This is a genomic window from Thermogutta terrifontis (assembly GCF_002277955.1).
Taxonomy (GTDB): domain Bacteria; phylum Planctomycetota; class Planctomycetia; order Pirellulales; family Thermoguttaceae; genus Thermogutta; species Thermogutta terrifontis.
In genome coordinates this window covers 1548198-1572124 of record NZ_CP018477.1, presented here as the reverse complement: position 1 = coordinate 1572124, position 23927 = coordinate 1548198, and the positions used below count along the sequence as shown (strand labels likewise).

General features: G+C 57.3%; 15 protein-coding genes and 1 tRNA gene. 1 reads left to right on the top strand and 15 read right to left on the bottom strand.

The window, feature by feature from the left end; translation table 11 throughout:
• Positions 1-266 precede the first annotated feature (266 nt).
• A tRNA-Val gene (locus THTE_RS05885) sits at positions 267-340 on the top strand.
• On the opposite strand, the gene THTE_RS18625 is transcribed toward THTE_RS05885, so the two are convergent.
• The 15 genes from THTE_RS18625 to THTE_RS05810 form a co-directional block, all read right to left on the bottom strand.
• Positions 300-1772 carry a tyrosine-type recombinase/integrase gene (locus tag THTE_RS18625; protein ID WP_420823856.1) on the bottom strand — a complete coding sequence of 491 codons (1473 nt, stop codon included), beginning with the start codon at positions 1770-1772 and terminating at the stop codon, positions 300-302. The genes THTE_RS05885 and THTE_RS18625 overlap by 41 nt on opposite strands.
• Before the next feature lie 899 nt (positions 1773-2671).
• The gene (locus THTE_RS05870; RefSeq protein WP_157731815.1) at positions 2672-4282 is read right to left on the bottom strand and encodes a DUF3631 domain-containing protein; all 1611 of its coding nucleotides are present in this window, start codon (positions 4280-4282) and stop codon (positions 2672-2674) included.
• Positions 4279-5148 (bottom strand): bifunctional DNA primase/polymerase, encoded by an 870-nt coding sequence (locus tag THTE_RS17895; protein WP_168175792.1) that lies wholly within the window; start codon positions 5146-5148, stop codon positions 4279-4281. The genes THTE_RS05870 and THTE_RS17895 overlap by 4 nt, the downstream gene beginning before the upstream one ends.
• A 308-nt stretch (positions 5149-5456) precedes the next feature.
• The gene (locus THTE_RS05860; protein WP_095414559.1) at positions 5457-5684 is read right to left on the bottom strand and encodes a helix-turn-helix transcriptional regulator; all 228 of its coding nucleotides are present in this window, start codon (positions 5682-5684) and stop codon (positions 5457-5459) included.
• 449 nt (positions 5685-6133) lie between these two features.
• Positions 6134-7312 carry a PD-(D/E)XK nuclease family protein gene (locus THTE_RS05855; RefSeq protein ID WP_095414558.1) on the bottom strand — a complete coding sequence of 393 codons (1179 nt, stop codon included), beginning with the start codon at positions 7310-7312 and terminating at the stop codon, positions 6134-6136.
• A gap of 13 nt (positions 7313-7325) precedes the next feature.
• On the bottom strand, positions 7326-9722 hold the full coding sequence (locus tag THTE_RS05850; RefSeq protein WP_095414557.1) for a UvrD-helicase domain-containing protein: 2397 nt from the start codon (positions 9720-9722) through the stop codon (positions 7326-7328).
• Between the two features lie 9 nt (positions 9723-9731).
• Positions 9732-11687 carry a tRNA-guanine transglycosylase DpdA gene (gene dpdA / locus THTE_RS05845; RefSeq protein WP_095414556.1) on the bottom strand — a complete coding sequence of 652 codons (1956 nt, stop codon included), beginning with the start codon at positions 11685-11687 and terminating at the stop codon, positions 9732-9734.
• A gap of 51 nt (positions 11688-11738) precedes the next feature.
• Positions 11739-12425 carry a DNA-processing protein DprA gene (locus tag THTE_RS05840; RefSeq protein WP_095414555.1) on the bottom strand — a complete coding sequence of 229 codons (687 nt, stop codon included), beginning with the start codon at positions 12423-12425 and terminating at the stop codon, positions 11739-11741.
• The gene (locus tag THTE_RS05835) at positions 12425-15745 is read right to left on the bottom strand and encodes an Eco57I restriction-modification methylase domain-containing protein (protein ID WP_095414554.1); all 3321 of its coding nucleotides are present in this window, start codon (positions 15743-15745) and stop codon (positions 12425-12427) included. The genes THTE_RS05840 and THTE_RS05835 overlap by 1 nt, the downstream gene beginning before the upstream one ends.
• A gap of 4 nt (positions 15746-15749) precedes the next feature.
• Positions 15750-19166, bottom strand: coding sequence for a helicase-related protein (locus THTE_RS05830; protein ID WP_095414553.1), 3417 nt, complete (start codon positions 19164-19166; stop codon positions 15750-15752).
• Positions 19167-19480: 314 nt separating this feature from the next.
• Complete coding sequence (locus tag THTE_RS18620; protein ID WP_157731811.1) at positions 19481-19621, bottom strand: DUF1156 domain-containing protein; 141 nt, start codon at positions 19619-19621, stop codon at positions 19481-19483.
• Entirely contained in the window at positions 19606-20508 is a 903-nt protein-coding gene (locus THTE_RS17885; protein WP_157731809.1) for a hypothetical protein, read from the bottom strand. The genes THTE_RS18620 and THTE_RS17885 overlap by 16 nt, the downstream gene beginning before the upstream one ends.
• Positions 20505-20876, bottom strand: coding sequence for a hypothetical protein (locus tag THTE_RS05820; protein ID WP_095414551.1), 372 nt, complete (start codon positions 20874-20876; stop codon positions 20505-20507). Before THTE_RS05820 ends, THTE_RS17885 begins: the two co-directional genes overlap by 4 nt.
• Positions 20873-21907 carry an RAMP superfamily CRISPR-associated protein gene (locus THTE_RS05815; protein WP_095414550.1) on the bottom strand — a complete coding sequence of 345 codons (1035 nt, stop codon included), beginning with the start codon at positions 21905-21907 and terminating at the stop codon, positions 20873-20875. The genes THTE_RS05820 and THTE_RS05815 overlap by 4 nt, the downstream gene beginning before the upstream one ends.
• Before the next feature lie 13 nt (positions 21908-21920).
• Positions 21921-23054: a hypothetical protein gene (locus THTE_RS05810; protein WP_207651792.1), complete on the bottom strand. Its 1134-nt coding sequence runs from the start codon at positions 23052-23054 to the stop codon at positions 21921-21923.
• Between the last annotated feature and the right edge of the window lie 873 nt (positions 23055-23927).

Here is a 23927-nt window from a genome sequence, read left to right as displayed (position 1 = left end):
ACGGCCAAAATTAATTTTAGACCCTTGGTGGAATGCCTGGGGTAGGACCGGTGGACGACTTGCGTCCACGCGGGCAGGGTGTAGTTCACGAGACCCGCTCCGGATTTCTGGGCGCCTCGACGGATGGATTGTCGCGATGACCTGTTCTCGCCGTGAGTGCTTGGCGCACGGCTAATTGGTAAACACACGGGTTAGGCAAGATTCATCGCGGCGGTCGCTCCCTGCAAGCGAGCGATTGAGGGCGAACAAATTGAGAAGAATATTTAGGGCGATTAGCTCAGTTGGTTAGAGCGCCACCCTTACAAGGTGGAAGTCGGCCGTTCGAGTCGGCCATCGCCCAATGGGGAAGTGGGCCAAGAGAAGTCGTGCGGCGCAAGTGGAGGCATAAGTTGCCTATTTTCCAGCAGTTGCGGCGCTGTCTTCGCTTCATTGCGCTCTATTGCGGTCGGTTGCGGAGCCGGACTTGGAGCCACCGTGGAGCCGGATTTGGAGCCACCACTTTTTCTAGGCGTCTGCGCTCGGGAACGTTTCTCGGCGAGTCTATCGTACAAGGCCGGGTTGTCTGTGGGGATTGCCCTTTCCATGGCAAGCTCCGCGTCAGACTGCGAAAAGGAAGCGTTCATATTCGCCGCTTTTGCTCTCTCGTCTCTATTGAGAGTGGTTGGGCTGTCCGGGGGTGTTGCCCTTTCCATGGCGAACTCCCCTGCGGCTTGTGAGACAAGGTTCAGGTCCAGGGTTTGCTCGCTCGCGGTCGTTTCCTGTGGTTTAACTCCTCTTTCCTGGCCGGTCGTGCACAGGCCCGCGGTTTCCAAAGAAATTGTCTTTTCAGTGGCAGGCATCCGGTGGGTGGCTGCGGCTTTTAGAAGGGCACGGTGCGCAGGGAGCGAAGTTTCGTTCTGAGCAGTCGGCGTCACCTCTGCGATTTCTTCACGGATGTGACGGCCTGCTTCTGCCCATTTTCCACGCATGGCGAGTTCAGCCTGAGTGGGTTTCTTCTCTAAGGAAGATTCTGCGTGAGGTGTTGCCGTTGGTTGTCCTGGATGCCAACAGAGGGCTTGCTGAAAAGCGGCGTCGGTTGGGTCAACGTAGTGCCGCAGGGCAATGCTGGGAGTATTTCCCAACCACTTGGCCACTACTGCCAACGGAAAGGATTGAGCTAGGTCGGATTCACAGGATGCCCGCAGGTTGTGCCACAATCGTGGCCAAGGTTCCAGCCCTGCGTTGTGAATAATGCGTTTGAACTGTGTTCGGAAGTTACAGTTCACCCAACCGGTTGCCCCCTGAGCTCGTTGCCGCCATAGTTGAGGGAATAAGAAGGCGTCTCCGTCCTGGGCTCGTTCGAAGGCTTCTTCGAGGTAAGGCTTTAAAAGGGGGAACATGGGGATGACGCGATAGGGCTTGCCAGTGCGTTCCGTCTTTGGACTGCGAATGACCAGACGGTTGCTATCCCAAAGCACGTCTTGCCAGCGGAGAGAAAGGGCTTCGGAAGGGACTCTTAGTCCGGCGTAACGAGCGAGGGCAATGAGGAGCCGCCACAAGTAATCGGGGGCTGCCTCGATCAGTTGTTGTGTCTCCTCGAGGGTCACGTATCTACGGCGATCAGCCGGGTTATGGCTGGGGGGTCTGACAGCCTCGAATGGATTGTTGGTAATTAGCCCTCGTCGTTGAGCCTCGCGAAAGACATGGCGAGCATGTTGAATCCGGCGGGACACCGTTGCTGGACGCAGACCCGAGGCGAGAAGCTCATCTCGATACCGGAGGGCGTCTTCCATGGTAATCGTGGCGGCCGGTCGATCGCCGAACAATTCCAGGAGTTTGGCCGCCCCCACTCGCATGGCTGCCAACGTGGAGGGCTTAGCCTGGGATTTTTGGGCCTCACAGAGCCAGAAATTCACTAAATCTTTGACTGTGAGCCGGTTTTCTCTGGGCGGAACAAGAGCAGCGCGGACGAGGCGGTCGTACAGTTCGTCACTGATTTCGCGCAGCCAAAGAGCGAGATCCGGAGGGAGGGGAGTGCCGGCCAATTTGGCTGCGATAATGGTTTCCACCCTGAGTTTGACGGCTTGGGCCCCTTTTTTGTCCAGTCCGCGAGGCAGCCGGATCGTCTTTCGCTTCCCGGCAGTATCCCAGAAAAGGATTCGCCAACCTTTGCCATCGCGAGAAAGACTTGCCACGGGTGTGTCTCCTTTCGTCTTCCAGTGTAAAGTCCTTGGGAGCTCATTGGCAACGACTGAGAAGCGGAGGCCTGTCTCCGCCCGCAAGTATTCCACACCACTGCACGCCGGGGTGGTGGGGATCTGTGGGCAGTATCTGAATCTGAAGCAGCAAAGCCACTGCTGCGTCGTGGTAGCGCTCGTAGGGGTTCGCCAACCCCCGCTCTATTTTCCCTCCCCTCGGGGCGTCAGGTGTAGCCGCTAGGGTTAATGAAGGACGGCACGAGTTCCACGCGAAAACCTGCTGCCCAAAGGGACTCCAGCAGCCGGCGAGGGCCGCTGCCCTTAATTTATGCATCTTTTGTGCTCTTAGACAGTCGATCATCATCCCGCGGTTGGTGGCTATCCATTCCATCTCCTGCTGGGATACAACCCCTTTTTTTCGCGGATTCTGAGTTCTCCAGCCCTGAGAAGAAATTCCAGGCCTTTGGCCAATAGTGTCGTCAGAATAGCATCGCTCATAACTCATATTCCTCGTACAGATCCCTGTTTTCACTGGGCGAAGTTCCAGAAGTTCCATCGTAGTCGTAACGTATTCTGTCAAAATCACTTAAGGGGTGGAACTTTGTATTTGAAGAAGAAGGTGAACCAGGCAAAGTTCCACCACCTAAGTTGTTGTGTAATTCATGACTTAGGACGACGGTGGAACTTGTGGAACTTTGAGGTGGAAGGTAGAGTGTGAAGACTCTTTGCAGGTCGTCGCGGAGGTAGTGATTTGCATTTTTCCGCTTAACCGGTTTGACACCAAATCGTCCCAAGATAGACGCCACTTTATGGGGGCTTATAGGTCGGCCATGGGAGAAGGTTGACCAGGGAGCTTCTTCCAGGTTTGTTAGCCGCTGAATTAGTTCACTTGATGTCAAAGCGTCTGCCTCGCCAAACACCTCCCGCACGTCGGCCAGCAGGCGGGTCGCTAAATCTTGCGGTGGTGATTCCGTCTTTCCAGCGAACACCTGCAAGGCCGCCTGGCGAGCCCGCTCGGGCCAATCTCCTTCGGCCAGTTCCGCGAGTATGACCAAGGGTCGCCAGTTCTCATAAGCACGGTCGTCCAATTCATCGGGCAAGTGGGGTTCGCGTTCGGCGGCTTCTTTGATTTCTGGTTGGTGCTCGAGCACCCAGGCGAGAAATTGTCGGGCAAGAGTTTCTCCTTCCATTTTGGCGGCCTTTCTGACCCGAGCGAGATGGACGTTCTTTGGCCGGCGCTCCATCGTGATGACGATGGAGCGATCCTCGATGGTGTCGGAGAGTCTTCCGATGGCGGCAATCACCTTGGGGCAGAAGGTGCAAAACATCCGTGGCTCGCCAGTTTCGGGGTCGCAGCGAAGGGTGTAGGCGTTGTCTCGCATCCACCCCGAGTTGACGATGCCCGTCAACTCCGGATTACGGCCGAGGAAGGTGTCGGCCTCGTCGATAAGGAGCGTGGGCAGAAATGCATCCACGACCCGATAAATGCCGGCCGGGCTAATATTCACGGCAGGGATCGGCCGATTGGCCACGTGGAGAATCAAGCGGAGAAGGGTCGTCTTCCCGCACCGTTTGGTGGGACTGGTGACGACGAGGATGGGAGCCACCTCGAAATGTTTGAAGCAGTAGGTCCAGGCCAGGTAGAGGGCAACCGTGTCGGCCTCTTCCGGCTGACAAAACACATATTTTTGGATGTACCGAGCGCACTGGTGGAGAGTTTCCTTGAGATCTACCGGGTCGGGCCACGGTTCCAACTCCCGAAGCTCCACGGGGCGTCCCTGACCCGGGATGATGTTGCTGGGCAATTCCGTGGCGGTTGCGGCGAGATGGCGTGCAGCCGCCTGTAGGGCCTTTTCATCGGCGGCCTCAGCGGCCTGGGTGAGGGTGCTGTAAAACCAGCGAAAGAAGTCGTCAAAGTTGGCATCGTCTTTGATCAAGTTGAGATAGTCCGCGATGTATTTTGCGAACTTGCGGACGGCGCTCATCGAATCGGTATCGACACGCTCCCGAATCGTGTGGGGACCGTGGTAAACTTCGACCAGCCGGGTTGATCCCCGACCGGCGGGAGCGACCAAGATTTCCATGCTGCTGTGGGACCAACTCATGTTTTGCCTTCCTTTCTCGGTTTGGAATGAACTCTCAGGGAAGCTCGCCATGCCCGTTGCATAGCGACACTTCGGGAAAAGGTGGCGCATGCGATGGCCGGTGGATACCGTGACACACTGCGGGCAATGGCCAGGACTTCGCGTTCTGGCAGCGGTGGCCGGCAGCGGAATGAGTTCGCGGCTAGGAGGGCGGACTCCAGTTCAGCCTGACTAAGCCCAAGCCTTCGCAGGCGGCCAGCCAGTCGGGTTAGTCCGATATTCCGCGTGCCCTCCAACAACGCTTCCAAGTCCTCGCTAACATTACTTTGGGCGGACTCTGGGGAGCGAAGCCGACCCGGGGCTTGGGCGTTCAGTTCGACGACTTCGGCTTCCAGCCAGACTGGCGGGGCTGGGAGTTCGTCGATCGTCACCAAGGGCCGGATCCACACGTACGGCTGAGCATGGACCGACGAAGGCGGCACGAGGACATAGCCCCGTGAGCCCTTGGTGTCGACGCCGGAAGCCACTCTCCCTGTGCTGTTCGGCCAGCCGGCCCGAAAGTACAAGTGAAAGCCCCCGCGGGGCGTTTGCACCAGTGGGCAACCAGTGGCTTTCAGCTCTCGTCGACGTTCCTCACCCGGCCAGCCAGCCTTCAGGGCGGCGGGATCGATATCCAGCACGGAAAAGCCCTCGCCCGTCACAATCGCCCAATTGCAACCCGGGTATTGACGAGCCCATTCACGGAGCGTGGCCGTGTCGTTGGTTGCCTTGTCGGGCCAGCCGGGTAAAAGGGGAGTTTTTTGCCCCGGGCAGATCGGATGCACACGATAGCCGAGGGCAAGATATCGCTTTAGATCCACACTGGTCTCAGGATCGACGGCGCTCATGAAAAATCTCCTCCATAGAACGTTGAAGTTTGGAGTGCGAGGCTTTAGCCCCGCTTTCCACATGGAACCTCGGTCTCCGCCGCAAGGGCGAATAGCGAGCGGCGAATGGCGGTGGGCAAACACCAATGGAAAACCCCAACGGGGAGCGGGAGCCGCCACGGCCGCGTGGCAGGTAGCCAATACCAAATGGCGGTGATGGAGAGCCATTGTTCCGTGCGTAAGTCATACCCAAGGCCTCCGTCGCACTGCGAAGGCTAAAGCCTTCGCCAAAAAGCGGCGATAAATCACCGCACTCCACATGGAGTACTTCAGTCCCTGCCGTTTTCCGGTGTCGAGCCGTAATTTGCTTGGGCCCCTGGGTGGATGGATTCGGTGCGGCTTTGCAGCCACTGTCGAACAGCAAATTCAGGAAAGAGAACCCGCCGACCCAGGCGAACGAACGGCAGACCCTCAACGGCCTTGAGCCGATCCAAATGGCGACGGCTGACACGAAGGAATTGGGCACATTCATGGGCGGTCAGAAGGCGTTCAGTCATGCGAATACCTCTCCATACGTGTTGAAAGAGTGGCCTGCATCGTCTTTCTCTTGGAGTCTACCGGAAGATTCGCGCGCACAAATTCCTGGTGTTACCGGGCCGATTTTGTGCGCCGCAGAAATTCTGCGCAAGTCGATTACAGACAAGAGGTTACGACTCACACAAGAAAATGGCGCACAAATTCATGCCGCCCTTGACAGATTTTGTGCGCCGCTGCGTGCCAGCACGCCAGCCGAAGCAGGCAGGAGAAGGCGTTTTGCAATAGGCGTAGGGCGCGTGTGGCGGAGGCGGCGGGCGAAGCCGTCGATGAAGTCGTACTGGCTGCGGTAAGCTTTATCGGCGAAGCGCGGGTGTAACGCCGTTTGAACAAGCAGACGTGCCTGTCGGCCTGTTTCTCAGGCGAGAATTCCGGGTGGTGTGTGAGGATCACACCGTTGCCCTGCCCTGACTTAGCCGGGAGCAGGCGGTGCGGTGAGACGCCTGCTACCACTTGAACTGCGCGGTGCGGGATTTGGGCAAAAGTGTTTAAAGTCGCAGGCGACGCAATCTCGATCCAAGCCAGTTGCCGCCCAGTTTGACAGGATGTTCCCTGAATTATGTTCGTTACAGGCGGATGTCTCGATTTGCGCAACTACGGTGTCAATTTGCGCAACCGCGTTTGTCAAACTGGCCTGGGATACGGCAACGATCCAAATAGCTCGCTCGATCCGGTAGTCGTTGGAAAGGCTGGGAATGGCGGCACCAGGTTGCCACCGGGTGATGGCGTAGTAGTCAGCGCTCCCACGCGAAGGAATCACATCCGTTGTGCCGTTTCTCACCTCTTGCTGAAGAGTCTGAAAGTCTTCCTGCGAGGGAACAAGTTCGTTTACGTAGACGATCATCGCCGCACCCACCGGCGTTGACTGGGGCAGCCTCGTGAGAAGCCAAGCGTACGTCTGGACCTGCCATTCGTGGTGCCGGCGCCGAGGATCGTTGATCGGAGGACGCCGCTCTGCTTTGTAGTCAATGATGATCTCAAACGGCGGGTTGAGGCCCGGACACCGTGTTTGCAGCGTCCGGACCAGTCTATTTTGGGGGTTTGCGGTCATGCTGACATGTGATATGACGTCAACCACTCCTGTCAACTCGTACCGATCACCCCGGGCGGGGTGCTGCTGAGGCAACTGGGGCATAGGACGTGTCCCTGAGATGCGTCGCTCGGCATCGGTAATGAGGGGAAATAGATCGGGACCCAGGAGGTTAATGGCTTCTGTGGCACGTTGGTACGCAATGTCACGGGCTTTGGTATTGCGAGGTCGCTTTCCATCGGCGGCCAGCCTGGCTTCCACAGCATCGCCGATCACTCCGATGTCATTTGGTGCCCTTTGGCTAGGCAGTGGCTGAGGCGGCCATGGTGTGAGAGTGCATGGCCAAGGAAATGGGGGACGATGCTGCTGCCAGTGGCGGTACGCCTCCTCCAAGACCCCGTGTATGAACTCACCGGTCCAGAGTTGGACCGGTCTGGAAGGTGGCAGCGAAGTTCCGTTGTAGTAACGATACTGCAACGGACAGCGCTGAAAAGACAGAATGTCGCCTGTTAAGCTGTAGCGTGGTACCTCGAAAGGCAGTTCCCTTCGCCCAAGAGCCATGATGTAACTCCTTTCAAATAAGTGCCACGACGTCCGGTCCCATCGACGGATCCCATCTTGACGCAGGTACGAATTGCATATAGCTTCCCCCACCGCTGAGTGCCCCACACCCAATCGCGGGCACGGGATTTGGCTCTCGGATTACACTGGTCAACCCCACAAGCAGGAGAACATTCTGCGCTCGGCTAAAAGCCACGAAGTAGAGACGCCTCAGGTCGTCCCATGCTCGGTCTATGCCTGAGCGAGCCGTGCGGAGACTGCCCACCGGCGAACACGGGGCAACGTCATCTTCCACCTCGTGTACCGAGTCGGGCCCGTCAGGCGCCCGTAGACGCCGTTGGGCATGATGATTCATCCGAAAATCGCTGCCGACGTCCACGATCACCAGAGGGAATTCCAACCCTTTGGCTTGATGAATGGTCATGATCTGAAAGTAGTTTCTCGGGACATGGGGCATGATCTCCTCGTTAACGTCAATGGCACCTTGCGCAATCGGTTCAAACACGGTGCGAATCGCCTCTTGTACTGACCGTTGCTCATGCGGAGGCTTGAAAACGATATGGGAGCCATAGCCCGCGAACTGGGAAGCTTCCGCTACCGTGCGCGCTACTGCCTCTAGGTAAACCTGCCCTTCCGGATCCGTCTGAAGAAATGGAAACCATGTGGTCAGGGTAAACAGCAACTCCAAAAGTGGCCATTCGCTGGGCCATTTGGTCATTCTTGACGCGGCGCTTGGCTGCCGGTTCTGCCAGTCTCGGATAAATGTCTCAAGACCGCCGGGTGGTGGATTTCCTCGCATGAAGCTCTGCGCGTCCTGGACCCACTGGTTTATGGCATTCCGAGCGTTTTGGGTCATCGTCTGAATTCCGTTCATAATCCTTAATCCAGGATCAATACAAAGCAAGGCAAGGCCAAGGAGCCTACGAATGTCCGGGATTTCATCGAGCCTCCGTCCTCGCGGGTTGAAAACGGGCACTTTGCGGTTTTCTAACTCCTGCCGCAAGAGCAGCGGCAATCGCTTTTGAGGTGGCTGCTGTGGCTGTGATGGTGGCCGCTGTTCCCGTACAGAGTGCGCGAGTAAAACGGCGTCACCGAAGTCGCCGCCCTGGGCAGGCTGAATGTGGTAAGAGCCTCCATGATAGCCGATGACCCGGCCACCTCCGCGGAAAGTGTCCCAGAGAAACTGCGCCAGATCCGTAGCAAGCGTTTCTATATCATCCCGGAACATGCCAAGCACGGGGACGTTGCTCCCCGGCAGCGTAGCGTGAGGAGCAGAAGCGACTAATGAAGGTTTTCCCCTTACGCGGACAGCTTGGTAAACTGGATCACACTCCGCGAAGCGTTGACAAAACTCGACAATTCGTCTGGTAGAACGATAGTTTTCGTGTAAATACACAATTCTGGGCTGCCAGTTCGGGCCCAACGCCGAAGCAATGCGGTTCGGGAAGTTAGAGAATATTTCGACCGTGGCTCCACGGAAACGGTAGACGGACTGGTCATCATCTCCAACAACGGTGAGACTCGCTCCAGTCTGGCGACAAATTTCATAATAGATTTGCTCCTGCAGGTAATTCGTGTCCTGAAACTCGTCAACGAGTAAGACTCGTATGTTACCTAACATCTGCCCCAGATTGCCAGCCTGCAAGCGTTGGAGGAGCAACTCCTCTAGGCGTGCGAAATCCGCCAGATGGTTGCTTTGCAAGTAGGCTAGGTAATCACTTATCGCGTCGCAAAGCACTCTGTGTCCTGCAGTTCGTTGCCGATATGTCTGCAAATCCACATCATCGTGTCGTACGCGATCTGCGAAGCTCATAAGCGCTGAAACCTTCGAGCCAATACTTGGAGCGTACGCGGGCAGCAAGCCTAAGTTCTTCAAAAGTTGTTCCAAGTCTTGGTCCCGATGCCGGTTCTGGGGAAAAAGGCCTTGCCGAAGCATAAGGCTGGTTGCCAGGTATTCCCCCGCGGTAGCAGGTACGATTTGCCCTGGCTGTCTCTCCCTGATGAGAAACTCTTCGGCCAACGAGTCCAGCGTGCCCGTATAGACCTGGGTCATGTCAAGCCCGCTAAGCCACCGCTGGCAACTCTGATTCGGGGCATGCTGGATAGCGTAGTCGAGGACGGCATAGCCCCAAGATAAAATTCGAGACCGCAGTTCGCCAGCAGCCTTGCGGGTAAATGTCGTCGCGATGATCTGCTCTGGCCGCACACCGTCAACGAATATATGCTTCAGTAGTCGAAGTACGAGGACGGTAGTCTTGCCTGTGCCAGGACCCGCAACAATGAAGGTTGGGGGCGTTAGCGGCGTGCTTACGGCCTGTTCCTGCTGTTGGTTGAGCCACTGATTGCCGAAGCGGTGCGGTATTGCTGCCCGAACCAGTTGGACGAACTGTCGATAACTGTATTGGCACATCGTTGCCACCTATTTGCCACAGCAAACCATTTGGTAAAGCATCAAGGTGTTGTGGGCCCCGCGCCGCTTATTACGATTCACACCGCGGAACACCACGACGTTTATCCCCAACTCCTTGCAGATTCGGCAGGAACAACGTTCCCAAATCCGCGAGGTTAAAGTCTCCCGGTATTTTTCAGCCAACTCGGTGGTGTCAGAATGCGTTCGGAGAAGCAATCGATCGTAGGCAAGCACGGCCTGAAGCACGCGCTCAACGCTCATCTCTCGGCGCTCGTAAGCGTCCAACGATCGTAACGCTGCTTTTTCTAGTTTCCGTAACCGATCCTCGCTCTGTCCGCAGGTTTGAAGCCGCCTGCGGGTCCGTGGGTCATCAAGGGGCGGAACGCGAATTGCCGCGTACCATCTTCCGTCCGCCCCTAAGTAGTTTTGGTCAGACCGCAACCAGGCCTTTCGAAAATATGTTGCACTGTCGAAACTGGCGATCCCGTACTCCCGAAACAACGCTTGGAGCTTCGGGCGAAAAATGCCCAATAGGTGTATCCAAGGCCTCTTGCGCAACCGGCTCGCAGCATGCGCAACCGCCTTGACTATCTCCAGCACCTCCGCGTCAGGACGTGGCACCAGACCACCGATCGCCAAGTAGGAGTACCCCATGTCCACGTAATCGGGTACTTGCTTGGCATAGTCGTCTGGCGTGACTCCTTGGATCACACCAACAGGGATGAATTGTGCCTCCCACTCCTGGTGAAGCCGGAGGAACTGCTCAGCGTTTTGGCGTGTCAGGCGGATACGTGCAAGCTGCTCAGTTCGTGTCAGCCGGCGCTTCCCGCTGGCAGTTCGCAGTTCACTGACTGGAATGTGATCAACGCTTGCGCCCAAGTCAAAGCCGTAAAGGTCGTACAGTGCCACTGCATGTTCTACCGAGATGGGCGGCGTCTCTTCGCCTACATAGGAAAAAGCGCCACAGTCACCGAAGGCCCATTGGTCTGGACGCAGCTTGAAGTGTTCTCGAACAAGCGACGGAGCAAGTGCCTGATCATCGTCAGGGGCAAACTTCTTCAAAAGCCCCTTGCTGGTCATATGCTGTGCCAGGCTGACGAGGATACCGTCGCACAGTTTTAGCGGATGAACGAGCTGGCTTACATGCAATTCGCGTCGATCAGAACGCCGATTTGCTGAGAAACACTCCGTTTGGAAATCGAATTCGGAATCAATAAAGTCGTCCCAGTCTGGTAAAAAATATAAAGGCCGATCGATGCGCTCCGGTTTGCGCACCCCCGGGTGTTCGACGCGTCCCAGTTTCTCCAGCGTATGCTTTAACGCGGCAAGCTTTCTCCCAATGCCACCCTCTGGAAGAGTAACACCGGGGCGATTATTCAATACACCGTCGATGGCACGCGCGTAATCCTTCCCCAAAAGCAAAAAGATCCTACCGTGCTGACTTGCCCACCGCGTCAATATTGTCGTTACCTGGGGAGAAAGTTCGTCGGCACGCTGCGCAGACATCCTCTGATTGTAATTGGCAATCGGGGACAAGCCACCAATCAGGCCGTACTTTGCGGATAGGATCGCCAGGGACAGCCTCTCCGGCCACCGGTACTTCCTCAAATAGCTACGCAGGACGCGGAAGGCAGGGCCGTCGTAAAGGTAGATCGCCGGCACCTTCCCTGAAACAGGACGCTTCGTGGCCGAGCACCCAAGAATGATCAAATCCTTTTGACCCGACGGCATCTCTTTGCACTCCCGACAAGTATGCTCCGAGGCCCATGAAACGGGCGTTAACTGGTATGTCACCGTCCGTCCACACATGGACTCGCTGTACTTCCGGCGGGGATGGTCGGTGAGCCGTTGGCCGCCCCACTCGCTCATATTGAAGAGCGGATTGGCGAGATTATAGTCGGCCTTGAAATCCTTGTGCAGGTCGTCGTGCAAGCTGTCCGTGAGCACGGAGGGATGGAGCGTCATGTCGGTTGGCCTCTTCCCAGCGTAGAACGACGGAGCTGCCCACACTTCACCTCACCCGTGTCGCTCACGTTGTCGCGAGTCCTCCTCCCCAAGCACAAAGACTTCCTCGAGCGTCAGCGCCTTCGCGCCCAAAGCAAGAAGATTGGTGTTCTCCGGGGCGTCGATGGTGAAAAGGGGCTTGCCCAGCGTGATGATCTCGCGGCAGAGAGCCTCGGTTTTTCCGCCCGGCGCGGCGTGGGACACGAAAATCCTGGCTGCCAGAGCCGCCACGAAACGGTTCCGCTGGTCCGCCAGCTCAGCCCTGGCCCGACGATGCGCGGTCCCGAACATGGAGACAAGCAGGACGCGACCGGATTGAACGCCCTCCTTGACTTCCCGCGCCAGTCGGATTCTCTCCAAGCCGCGCGCCGGGCAGATTACGATGGGCTGGGTCCCACGCAGGAGAAGAGCGAGACACTCTTTTTCCATCGGCGTATGGAACCCCCCGATGACGGGAATACCTGAGTCCCGCAACGCCTTCGCCACATCGTAGGTTTTGAGAATGATACTGCCCGGGCACTTGATCGAGCAGAACAGCCCCAGCGAATCCCTCTGGAGGAGCTCAGGGTTCCCCTGAAGGAAAATGCACTCCGGGGCGCGTTCGCCGAAGAACGCCTTGACCGAAGCGGGATAGGCGTCGTCATTCCGCTCCACGCGGATGGGGCGACGGATGTCTCTGGCCGGACGCGAGCGGTTCATCAGTCTTCGTCCCCCACGGCGTCGCCTCCCATGCGGTACTTGATGTCATAGTTGATGATGAAGTCGAGTTCTTCATCCGTGAAGCCGTAGTGCTTGGCCAAGACGCAGTCGATCTTATCGATGATGGGCTTAGAGTGTTTTGGGTAGAACTCGTCGTACACCACCTTGCCGGTGGACTGATACTGGCACTCCTTGCGCTTCTTGTGTCGCTTGAAGTCGGTCATGAGGTCGCGGGTCAGCTTCGCCAACGCAGCTTTGACCGCTTCCGACATCCGGTCCAGGCCAAGTGGAAAGTTCTCGATTTCGCGCATGTTCAGATGTCGGCAGTCGGAAAGGATCACGAACCACCAGTAGAAAAGCGAACTATTCAGAACAGCCACGACGACAGCGGCGTCGGTTCCGTTCGGCAATCGGAGAGTCTTGACCTGCGTTGAAATCTGTTCGCCGTCGCGCTCGTTCCAGAAGTAGGGGCGGAAGTCCATGGCGCGGATCCAATATCTGGGGGCATTATGAAAATACACTAGTGCACCGTTACGGGGCACGATTACGTTGCCCAGGGCAAGGAAGTCAACTAATTTTGACCACAGCACAATTTCGATTCCGCTGTGAACTTTCGGTATAGAGTTCGGGAAGCGCGCCAGCGCGACATCGACGTATTGCACCAAAGAAAATAAGTAGGGCCGAAAGTCCTCATGCCAGCGATGATAACGCGAAGCGGCCAATGCAGGAGACGCGGCCTTGTGCAGTGTAAGGTAGATTGCTAGTCGCTGGTCGACCCCGACGAACAACTTGGCCGGCCGAATGCAATATGTTGAGATCCAAGTCGCATTGGGCATGTCTTTTAACAGCGATTGTACCGGGGCCATGCGGTCCGTGCAAATGGAGGAGTGTGGCACAATCATGCCGCTTCTACCGCTTGCGTGCGCAAGAATCGCGTTTCGCTCCATCACGAACGCATAGAGATTCCCACACTGTTCCGTTGCGTATCCTAGAACGGTGTATTGTTTCTTGACTTTGCTATACTCCACATACGGTGGATTCCCAATCACCACATCGAATCCACCCGCCTGCATAATGCCATAGAACTCGGCGAACCAGTGGAAGGGCTGGTGGCTGGCCTTCCACTTGGAGAATGCCTCCTCGTAAGCCGTTTGCGATCGGTATTTACTCTCTGAGATGTCATACTCGGCTGCCAGAAAGCGGTCGAGTTGGTCGGTTAGTTTTCGCAGCCGTTCCCGGAGCTCCTGCTTGTCTTGGACGGTGACCCAACCACCGTGAGTGGTCTGCTGGGCGCGGAACTGGTTGAACGCCCGCTCGACCAACTCGGCCTCCTCCTCAATACGCTTGACGGCCTTGTCGAAGTCGAATCGTCCCTGCATCGCCTTTCGCACATCGTCGAGCGTCGCAAACCCGACAAGCGTGTTCCCGGCGCGGATGTTGAAGTCGATGTCCGGCAATGGTTCGATTTGGTCGATCGTCTCGACCTGGGCAACGAGTTTCAGGAAGAGACGCAGTTTGCAGATCTCGACCGCCTCCTCCATGATATCCACGCCGAAGAGGTTGTTGATGATGATGGACTTGAGAATGAAGTAGCGTTCGTTGGGGTGCTTGGCGATCTGCTGAAGAACCTTCTTGAAGTCGCTGAACTGTTCCGGGTGATGTTTCTTTCCCTCGAGGTCCTCGACGAATCGTTCCATCCGCTCGAGGCAGTCGCTGTAAAGGGTCTCCAGAATGCGGAGGGCCGCGAAGAGGAAGGCGCCGGAACCGCAGGTGGGGTCGAGCACGCTCACGTGCTGAATTGCGTTCCAAAAAGCACGCAAAAGTTCTGGCCCTTCGCAGTTGATGATGGCATCCCGTGCGAATTGCCAGATATCCAGATTCAGCGTGATCAGGTCGTTGATCTCGTGCACCCCGCCACGCTGAAGTTTTTCACGGATTTCCAGACAGCGGTTGCGCCGATAGACGTACTCGCGCCAGGTCTCGGTGACAAGCCGGATTGGGTCGCCCGCCGGGGCTTGCTCCAGGTTGTAGCGTTTGTCAAACATCCGGGCCCGGGGGTCGTGCATTCCTTTCTGGACGAAATCCGGCAGGTCCGATTCCGGCACGACGGAGCCGTCGTCCCGAATGACGCCATGGCGGACGGCCGGATAGATATACCGGTCCGGGTCGTCGCGCAGGAGGCGCCAGAGGGCGGAATCGGGCTGGAAGGCGATAGCGCACTTTGCCTTCGCGGCCTCGAACAGGAAGGGAATGACCGTGTTCTTGCTAATGTACTCCGTGATGTCCTCCTTAGTGTAGTAGGCCCCCATCTGCTTCTGGTTGACGTACTTTTCGAAGATGTAGCCGACCACGTCCGGGTTGATCTCGTTGTCGGCGCGGAGGGGACGCTCGTCGAGGTGCCAGGCATACTGGTCAAAGAAGTCGAAGAGTTTTTCAAAGGCACGGTCGGGGATGTCGATGTTGCGCCAGCGTTCTTCCAATTCGTGGACCTCGAAGAAACTGCCGTTCAGAAACGGCACCCTGCCAAGCAGTTTTTCAAACTCGGGATCGAGCTTTCGTTCCTCGGGGGACTTACCAAGTCCTTCATGGAACAGGCGCAGCAGGAAGTAGCGGTAGAAGGAGTGGAACTCGTCCTTGCCTCGGATCTTCTGTACCATCGAGAGGCGATGGCGCAGGTAGTCCGTGTCGCCGTCCAGAAAGCCCTTTTTTTGAATGAAGTACACGAACATCAGTCGGTTGAGCATGAGCGACGTGTACCACCGGCGGTCGTCGTCCGAGGGGATCCCTGTGATGAGTTTTTGGAAGGCTGCGTGTTCGGCCTTGAAGCGGTCGTAGAACCGCTTGGTGACCTTGTCCACGTCGAATGCGGCCCGGGCACGGCCGGCTATATCCACGACGGTGATTTGCTCCTCTTCCTCGAGGCTCACGGCAATTTGGTTGAGCCTCTGAATGAGAGGGTCACCTGTTTGCTGGATGTGAAATCGATGGTCCCGGCTGGCGAGAGGCTTCCCTGGTTCGCGACGTACCCAGTGCCAGACCTGCTCGCCGGCCTTCTCGTCCGTATAGATAACAAAGTGCTCGCGGACGGATTTGGTCACCCGTTGGTCGATCTTGAGGCGAGTGGCTCGGTCGGGGATTGTGGGGCACAAGAACGCGACGAATCCCCGTTTCTGAGCAACTGCTGTAAGTCTGTACACGTTTCCTTCGACGGAGACATCCAGCGTCGCGTGATGGTTGTCCCATCCCAGGTGTTCCCGAAAAAGGGTCTTGAAGTCGAAGGACTTGAGGCACTGCCTGACGGCGGCAACGTCGAATTTCATGTGTTCACACTTCTCCTTTGTTTCCTGGTTTTCCGGCGTCGCTTTCCGGTCTGCGGAGTCCGAGCGAGCAAATGACCTGGGGTTCGCCTGACTCGCCCTTCTCTTCCACGCGGCACAGGCGGCCGTCTTGCCGCAATCCGATGACGAGGGCCGCCAGGTCTTGGTCCGAGATGCCGCTTTTGAGCTGGCGGTTGAGTGTATCGGTGGCGGATTGGAGCAGGGGGTATTTGTAGATGTCTTCGATGGCCTTCAGCAGTTCGGAAGATTCAAAGAGCGTTCCTTTGACCTGCTCTGCATACCTCTTGAGCCGCTCATACGTGCGAAACCGCGCGCCCGATGGGCGGCCTAATTGCCCGCCGACCGACTTCTCAGTTTCCACAATCAGCCTGACCCCCTTGGCGACCAGCTCGTGATGATCCCCGGCACGCGGCAAGGCGGGTGTGTCGGGATCGCACTCGGCCGCCTTGAGAATGGCAAATTGCGACTCGGTGACACTGTTCCCTTGCCTGTCGATCCAAGCCAGCGCGTCGTTCCCATCGGCCGTCCGAAGGTAGACCAACACGCCTTCCGGCCTGTCGGCTGTCGGTTGATGGGGCTTTGTTGAGTACACCACATTGGGCATAGCGGAAATGATTTTTTCAAGGGAAGGGTCCCGGTCCACGGCATTCTTCCAAATCTGATAAGCGTAGGACGCCAGGTCAACTTCCGTGTCTTCCTCCTCGTCAAGGATGCCCGCTTTCTCGTTGTACAGGTTAATGAGTGGCAAGTCGTCCTTCTCGCCTTCAAAAAACGCTTCGTCCGCCCCCACGACCTCCGCGTTCTCACGCAGCCGCGCCCTCACGCGCTCGCGGAGGCGGATGATTCGCTCCACGCCGTCCGCAGGAAGGAACGAGTAGCAGACAATCTTGTCCGACTTCTGGCCAATGCGGTCCACGCGGCCAGCGCGTTGGATGAGCCGGATGATGGCCCAGGGCAGGTCATAATTCACGATGATGCTGCAATCCTGGAGGTTCTGCCCTTCGCTCAGAACGTCCGTGGTCAGCAGAACCCGCAGTTCGTCCTCTGGCGCGATACAGTCGCGCCGTTCATTGCTCACGGGGCTGAAACGGTAGGCGATAGATGTCGGATCATCGGTTGCCCCTGTGACCGCTGCGACGGCTGCCAGACCCCGTGCCTTCAGCTGTTGTTGGAGGTACTCGACCGTATCGGCGAACTGGGAGAAGACAAGGACCTTGTCCTTCGGATGCTCCTTCGTGAGAAGGGTTACGAGTGCGTCCAATTTGGCATCCCGCTGGGGATCCCATGTCCCGGCACGATCCAGAACCTCCATCAATGCCTTGGCGTCCCTGCGCAGGTCCTCGGCCAGTGCCTGATCGAAAAGGTCCGGCCTCAGCCACTTGAAGCGGCCTCGGAATCGGGAAGCATAGCTTTCATACACAGCGGCCGCTCGGCTGCGGGCCTCAGCCTCAGTAAGAGGGCCGTAAGTCGGCTTGTCCAAGTCCTCGGGCGCGTCCTCATTATCGTCCCCGGCCGTCGCCTCCCAAAGGTCGTTGTCCTGATCGTTCGCCCACGTATCGAGTAGTCCCACATCCTGCGTCCCGATGGGGAGCGGCAGCCCATTTTCAATGGCGTAAAGATAAATGTAATTGCGGAGGATGTGACGCTGGATCGATAGGATGAACGAGTGCCCACTGCTTTCAAGACGCTTGAAGAGGTTCGTCCGGCAAAAGCCCTTGAGACGTGTTCCGGCGCGTGAGAGGTCGGCCAGAACCTTTGCTTCTTCGGGCGTGGGCGGCTTACGGGGCGACGGCTTCAGGTAGTTGCCCAGGGCGTAGCGGGGTAGCTTAAGGTCGTTCACCGTCTGTACAACGTCATCGGCGAAGAGCCGCGCGTACTGGTCTTTGGGGTCCCCCTGATTGATCTTGAACTTAATCGTCTTCGGCACGCGCACAGGGAAGTACACTCGCTGGCCATCCTCAAACTCGAGGTATTTGGAGTTGTTAACAGGATCGTACTTGGCATAGTTCTCTTGGATGAAACTCCGGGTACGGCGGACCAGGTACAGGCGCATGAGTTCACGCCAGTCGTCGGCGTACTCGCTCTTCTCGAATGCTGCTAGCGAGCGGACAGGGCATTGGTGTCGGCGGATGAATTCAGTCTCCCCTAGTTCCCGGAGAAGTCTTTCCGGTCGGATGCCGATGTCCTCATTCTCGTCAACGAAGAGCCGGAGCTGGTTCGAAAGGTCGAGATAGGTCTTGTTGTAGGGCGTGGCTGACAAAAGGATGACACGGCTATCGTTCGAAGCGATGTACTCCGCGATGGCACGATAGCGCTTGCCCTCGCGATTGCGCAGGTTATGACTTTCGTCGATAATGACCAGGCGGAAACGACGCAGGTTGGGAAGTTCCTGGAGAACCCGCGTGATCGACAGCACCTTGGCCCGGAGTCGATACCGCTGCCGGTAATCCTCCCACATTGACACCAGGTTCTTGGGGCAGATGATGAGTGTCTCCAGCCCGTAGTCGTCCTCGAAGATACGCGCCAATGCCGTGGCCATGAGGGTCTTGCCCAACCCTACGACGTCGCCGAGGATCACGCCACCGCGCTTATTGAGATGATGTGCAGCGATCTTCACGGCCGCCTTCTGGAACTCGAGGAGCTTGTTGCCAAAATCGGCCGGGATCCGGAACTCGCTCAGCCCCGCCCTGGCCTCCTGGGAAAGATGGTAGGCAATCTTGAGATAAATGTGGTAAGGAGGGATCGGCGCCGGCCGTGCCCAACTCTCGTTGATGATCTTCACGAGTTCCTCGGAAATGTCCCAGCAAAACCGGTCATTCCAACGATCCTCGAACCACTTGGCGAGCTTATCGCAGGCATCGTGGTCAAGGATGTCCACGTTGAGCTCTCCCTGCTTGGAAAGCCCCGCCAGGGTCAGGTTGCTGCTGCCGAGGTAGCCGATCTTGGGGTTGAGCGGGTCTTGCCGAAAGAGGAGGTAGAGTTTGGCGTGGAGCGGGTGGCGGAGGAACACCTTGACCACCACCTTCTTGGCCTCGATCTGAGACGCCAGATGGCGAAGTGCCGCTTCGTCCTCGTTGGTCGGAATGCCCAAAGTTAACTGGTCGCGGAATTCCTGGGCTAGCTTGCGCTTCATCATATTGGCGGTGGCCTGATCGGTTTCCTGCTCGCCCCTGACGGGATTCAATGCCTGCTTGAGCTGATCGTGCGGCATCTGCTGCATCCCCACCAGGATCCGACAGCAGTGACCGTCGCCGCCCGGCCATCTGTCAACCAGGGACGACACCTGTTTCCACCCGCGAAGGTTGAAGTATCCGACGCAGAAGTCCGCGCGTTCCGAAAGGCCCATCGCCTGGGTGAGAGCAGAAAGGAGATCCTTCTCGATGTTGTCGAAGATCTGGGGCATGATCTAACCTACCACCTCACTTTGTGGGGCTGTAGGGAAAAATCTCGTGTGTTCCATTAAGTCAATATTCTTCTTGTAGACATGCCGTTATACAAGTACGAGGGCGAAATCGTGCGAAGGAACATGTGGTCTTGAACGAGCGGCGCCACTGTGCGCGAGGTGGTGAATGATGTGCTGCAGCCAGAGAGGGAGGTGCTGCTCCGGTTTTTGAGCGGGACTTACCTCTTTTTTCATGATTTCTTGCCCACTTTATAAAGAAAGCAGTTAAGGCATCCGGGACTTCGCCCGTCTGCTGGCGGAAGGCCGTAGGGGAATTATGCCGGCTGGGGCAGTCGCAGGGCGCCTCGCCAGGTGGCCAGCGGTCCCGTGGCTAACCAGACGTGGAGGGTATGCAGGTGGCCCTTGCGTACCTTGTCGTCTTTGCGGGCGTGCTGAGAAATTACCCCGACGGGCATCTCATCGGTTTCGATGAGGCGGCGGATTGGCTTCTTTCGGCTTCCCATAAGCCATCCTTTCGGATGGTGTATTCTCTTGAGCAGCAGGCCGCGCAGGACCCGGGCGCCCAGGTCAAATCGCCCTTCTTGAGCCCACCTTGCGCCGTATCCCAGCCAGCGATGCATTCCATGCTTCCCAACAGTATTAAATCGTTTCGGGGTAACGTATGAGCCAGTACGCGCTTGGTGCTGCGCACTTTTGGTGAATCGTCGCTCAGATCCACCGTGGAGCCGAAAAGATCCACTGCTTCCTCCCAGAATACCCGCTGGAGGTGGCCCAAGCCATAGCGGATATCCCCTCCGACGAAGATTTCGTCAATGTCCTTGACCTGCTCAAATAAAGGTGTGTCCTTGCAAAAGAGGTAGCCCACCATGGCCACCGGTTTCAACTGTCCATCTCCATCCTGCCAGTAAGGACTGATCAGCTCAAATCCCCGCAAAGTGCCTTCCTCCGCGGTGTCGGATTCGGGCGCAATGGCCGTACCCGGACGAGTGCTCAAAAGGAGCGTCCGGAGGCGCCGATCTTCTAATTCAGCTTCTCCGTCTTCCCGATGCCACACGAGCCCTTTCCCTTGCCGGTATTGGGGAAGCCACACTTTCCATTCACCGTCCACCAACTCGGCGGGGAACAGATAGCTGAAGCGGGCGTCTTGCTGGAGTTTTTCCCCAACCGTCTTGTAATCCGGGGGGTCAGAAGTTTGCCTGTGTGCCAGTTCCGCGGTCAAGGCGCCCCAAAGAGCACGGGCGGGGATATACAGTCGCGTCCGGTTGAGGACGCCGGCCGGAAGCCATCCAAGGTGCAGAGGCGACCTCAATTGCCAAATCCAGCGATACATCGTCCAACTCATGATGAGCCATCTCCCCTCGCTTTCAGGTGATACCGCGCGTAGGAAAGGGCCATGCGCAGGAGGTCTCGGGCAAAAAGCAGATCGGCCAAGTTCTCCGCCAAACGTTTTATGGCGTCTAGGATGTCATTTGCACCGTCGAGCCGGTTATGGAAAACATCTTTCAGGAAAGAGAGCGATTTCCCGCTGATTGGGTCCGCTACTGCGCTGTGCTTGGCCTTTAGGTAGAGGAACATGGCATACGGCCCCTGTCCTTCCAGGACTGTGAGCGCCGCATTGAGGATTTTCTCTTCCATGTTGGGAATATTCGCCAACTCACGCCCCAGTTCGGCGCATCGGATGTCCAGGTTCGTCATCTGAGTGCTACTCATGGCTGGCCTCCTCCCTGGTTCGCAGGTGAATTGCAGTTGGCAGTCCGAGGCGATACGGGTTGACTCTCATACACCACATCTACACGCCCCATACCTCGTGAGCCCATACCACCAATGCCCAGGTGCTTGAGATAATCGTGGGCCTGTGCCGCCTTCTGGTATACATCATTCAGCCTGGACACGGCTGTAATGGATTGTCCATTTATGCTGAAGTGCGCTGGATTCTTGGCGATGATCTCCCACACCAGCACGGTGCCACGCGGTAAAGCCTCATACGAGAAAAGTGCCCGCTCTTCTGCCGCACCGGTAGCCGGATTGATAGAGACCGAAGTGCGCACCTCCAGGTTGCTGTTGACGACGTGGGCGAAAAGGCGGTCGGGCACGAGAGCCAGGCGGTTCTGAATAAAGTCGAGGATTTTGAGATTTTGGAAGGTCGTCTTGATATCGTGCATCTGGGCGCAACTTCGCGTTTCCAGCAAGAGCCAGCCCAGGTTGAGGCAATTTCCCGGATTTTCCACATAGACAGCGTCGTCGCATACGCCCTTCACCGGAAAACCGATCATGTCAAGCGCCATGGGACAGCTCACCCACATCGGTCCCTGGCGAGTGGGCACCGGGAAGAGGAGCACGTGGGCGTCGGTGAAGGCGGCCAAGCCGGCAAAACCGCCCTCCTGGCCGGCCCCACGGGCGAAGCCGAAGACGGTGCAGATGGGGCAATCGGGCTGACGGCAGTGGCCACGGTTCTTATCCAACCCCAATCCGGCGCAGTCAGGGTAGTAGGGTTTCCGGCGCCCCTGAGATTGTTGACCGGAGGAAGACGCTCCCTGCTTGCGCTGCCTCTCTTCTTCACAGTGCATCGCTACATAAGTGCGGTATACCCCAGCCAGGCTGGAACCGGGAATTTTGGGCACTTGGGTGACCGGGTCGCGAACGATGGGCAGGTCCACCCGACCAATGCGAGCAACCCCGGTGCCCACGTGGATGGGGTCCAGGGCAATGCCGATCTGGACAAACCTTTCATAACTCGCCATGGCTTTGGCTCCTTTACACACTTTCTTTCAACGCAGTCATGTGCCAATCTAGCGCCCATTGGAGAGTGCTTTGCACGGCGGCCTCGGTAAGCGTCTCCAACGCTACACGTTGCACTTCCAGATGATTCGCCAGGACACCGCACAGGGTGTCCCGCCAGAGGTCAGGTGGAGCCGCCGGGCCTCCAGCCGGCGATTGCCAATCCATTTCTAACCGCGCCAGCTCGCTGCGCAGACGCCGAAGAGCAGTCTGGCTCGGCGCCACCCGTTGCAGAAGCCTCCAGACCTCACGCATCTGTGCCCAATCCTCGAGGTAACGTGAACGCTTTGCATCAAAGCGGGCCGCGGTGCTGTCCAAAAAAAGGGTCTTCACCCGAGCAGGAGACACTCTAATCCCATCGCCGGGGCGCAGGTTCGCCACATGGCGGTAAACCTGACCTTGGGGATGCTGAAAGTCGCGGGGGAAGCGCACCTCCCGATCCTCCACGGCCACGTAGGGGTAGAAGACATCCTCCCGGCCGTCAGGTAGGGTGAGCGGCACCACCCGGATGGTTTCGCGGCCATCGCGACGACGCAGGCGCAGGGCCACTACACCCGCCCGCCGTTCCACTTCCTGCACTTGCCAGGTTTCTTCCTTACCTATCAGGGCATCTTCCACATTTCTGACCGCTTCCACGACCGCCTGGTAAGGGACTAATCGCGGGAAGGAGACTACACCCACGTGCAGGGGAAAGCGATCCCAGAGCCGGGCGAAGTGATCCCGCCACCAGGCCACGGAGAGATCCACGCACTCGGAAGCCGCCTCCAGTGGCGCCAACACCCGGAAGCGCAAGGGGGAGATTTCCACTGGGATCACCGGGTGGTAGACGGCCAAATGCGCGTAAGGTTGTTGCAATTCCCGAACTTGGTTTACAGTGACGGTCCCCTGCTGGCCAAAAGAGTCTTCCTCTTCCAACGTAATCTGCTCATTCTTAAAAGCATCGTGTGATTCCTCCGGTCTGAGCAAACGCGCCAGATTAGACGCGGTTACGAAGCCGCCCAGGCTGCGCACATAGACCAGGCTGATCTGTCGTCCGTGCCAGCGGCCATCATAAAGGGCCATATCTTTCCAGCCGTTATGGTCCTTGGGCACCAGCACGCGCCGCCGCACCCGCCAGGGATTGTCGTAGCGGGCGGCAATTTGGCGGAACTCTCGCAGGAGATCCCGAAAGAACTCCTCCGCCTCCCGCCAGAAGCGATAGACCCGGCCCGGGGAGGGGAGTTTAAGGAAGAGTTGATGAGCTAACCACGCCGCACGCTGATCGTCGTCTAAAGCGCCCCATGAAGGCGCGTCGGCACGGTCTTCGACGATCTTGTGGAAGAAAGAGGGCCAGTCGTTTTCATTTTCATGCTGATATCCCTCTTGGAGATTTCATAAAACTTGATCTTAGAAGTGCAGCGCGTGTGTCACCGTCGATCGGAGTGTCTTCGCCCTCGCTTGCGTAGATGCGCACTACTCAGCGCTGTCGCAGCACCAGAGCGGCACTTTCAGAGGTTTTTCTCCATTCCCAGGGTTCACTTTCAAGACTCGTGTCTTGGCTGTCCAGTCATTGGGAGGGAAGGCATGTAAGCAGTCGCGTTTTGGGCCGAGGATCTGTGCAAACATGCGTTGCTGCTTCAAGGCTCCATTCGAACTCATCCCACCTCGCCTTCCAGAAGATGGAGAGCCACATCGGAGCTAGTCGACCTTATCCTAAACAAAAACAAATTCTCCTGAAAGATTAACGTAAACCTTTCATAGCCAGCAGATAGTAGACTGCGAGTGCAAGGACATTCCGGTCGCAAGAGATATTCTGCAAGTCGTTAGAATTTTGAACTTGCGCTCCTGCCTGCTGCCACAATCTGACCAACTCAGAAGTAACCGCAGGGGAATGAAGAGCCATTAGCTCCCGAGAATCTTTATAACCCGCTTGAGCTGCCATGCTATCAATAAACCCTTCCCTCAGGATAGGATCCCAGGCTCGCGAAATAGCACCCGTCCTCG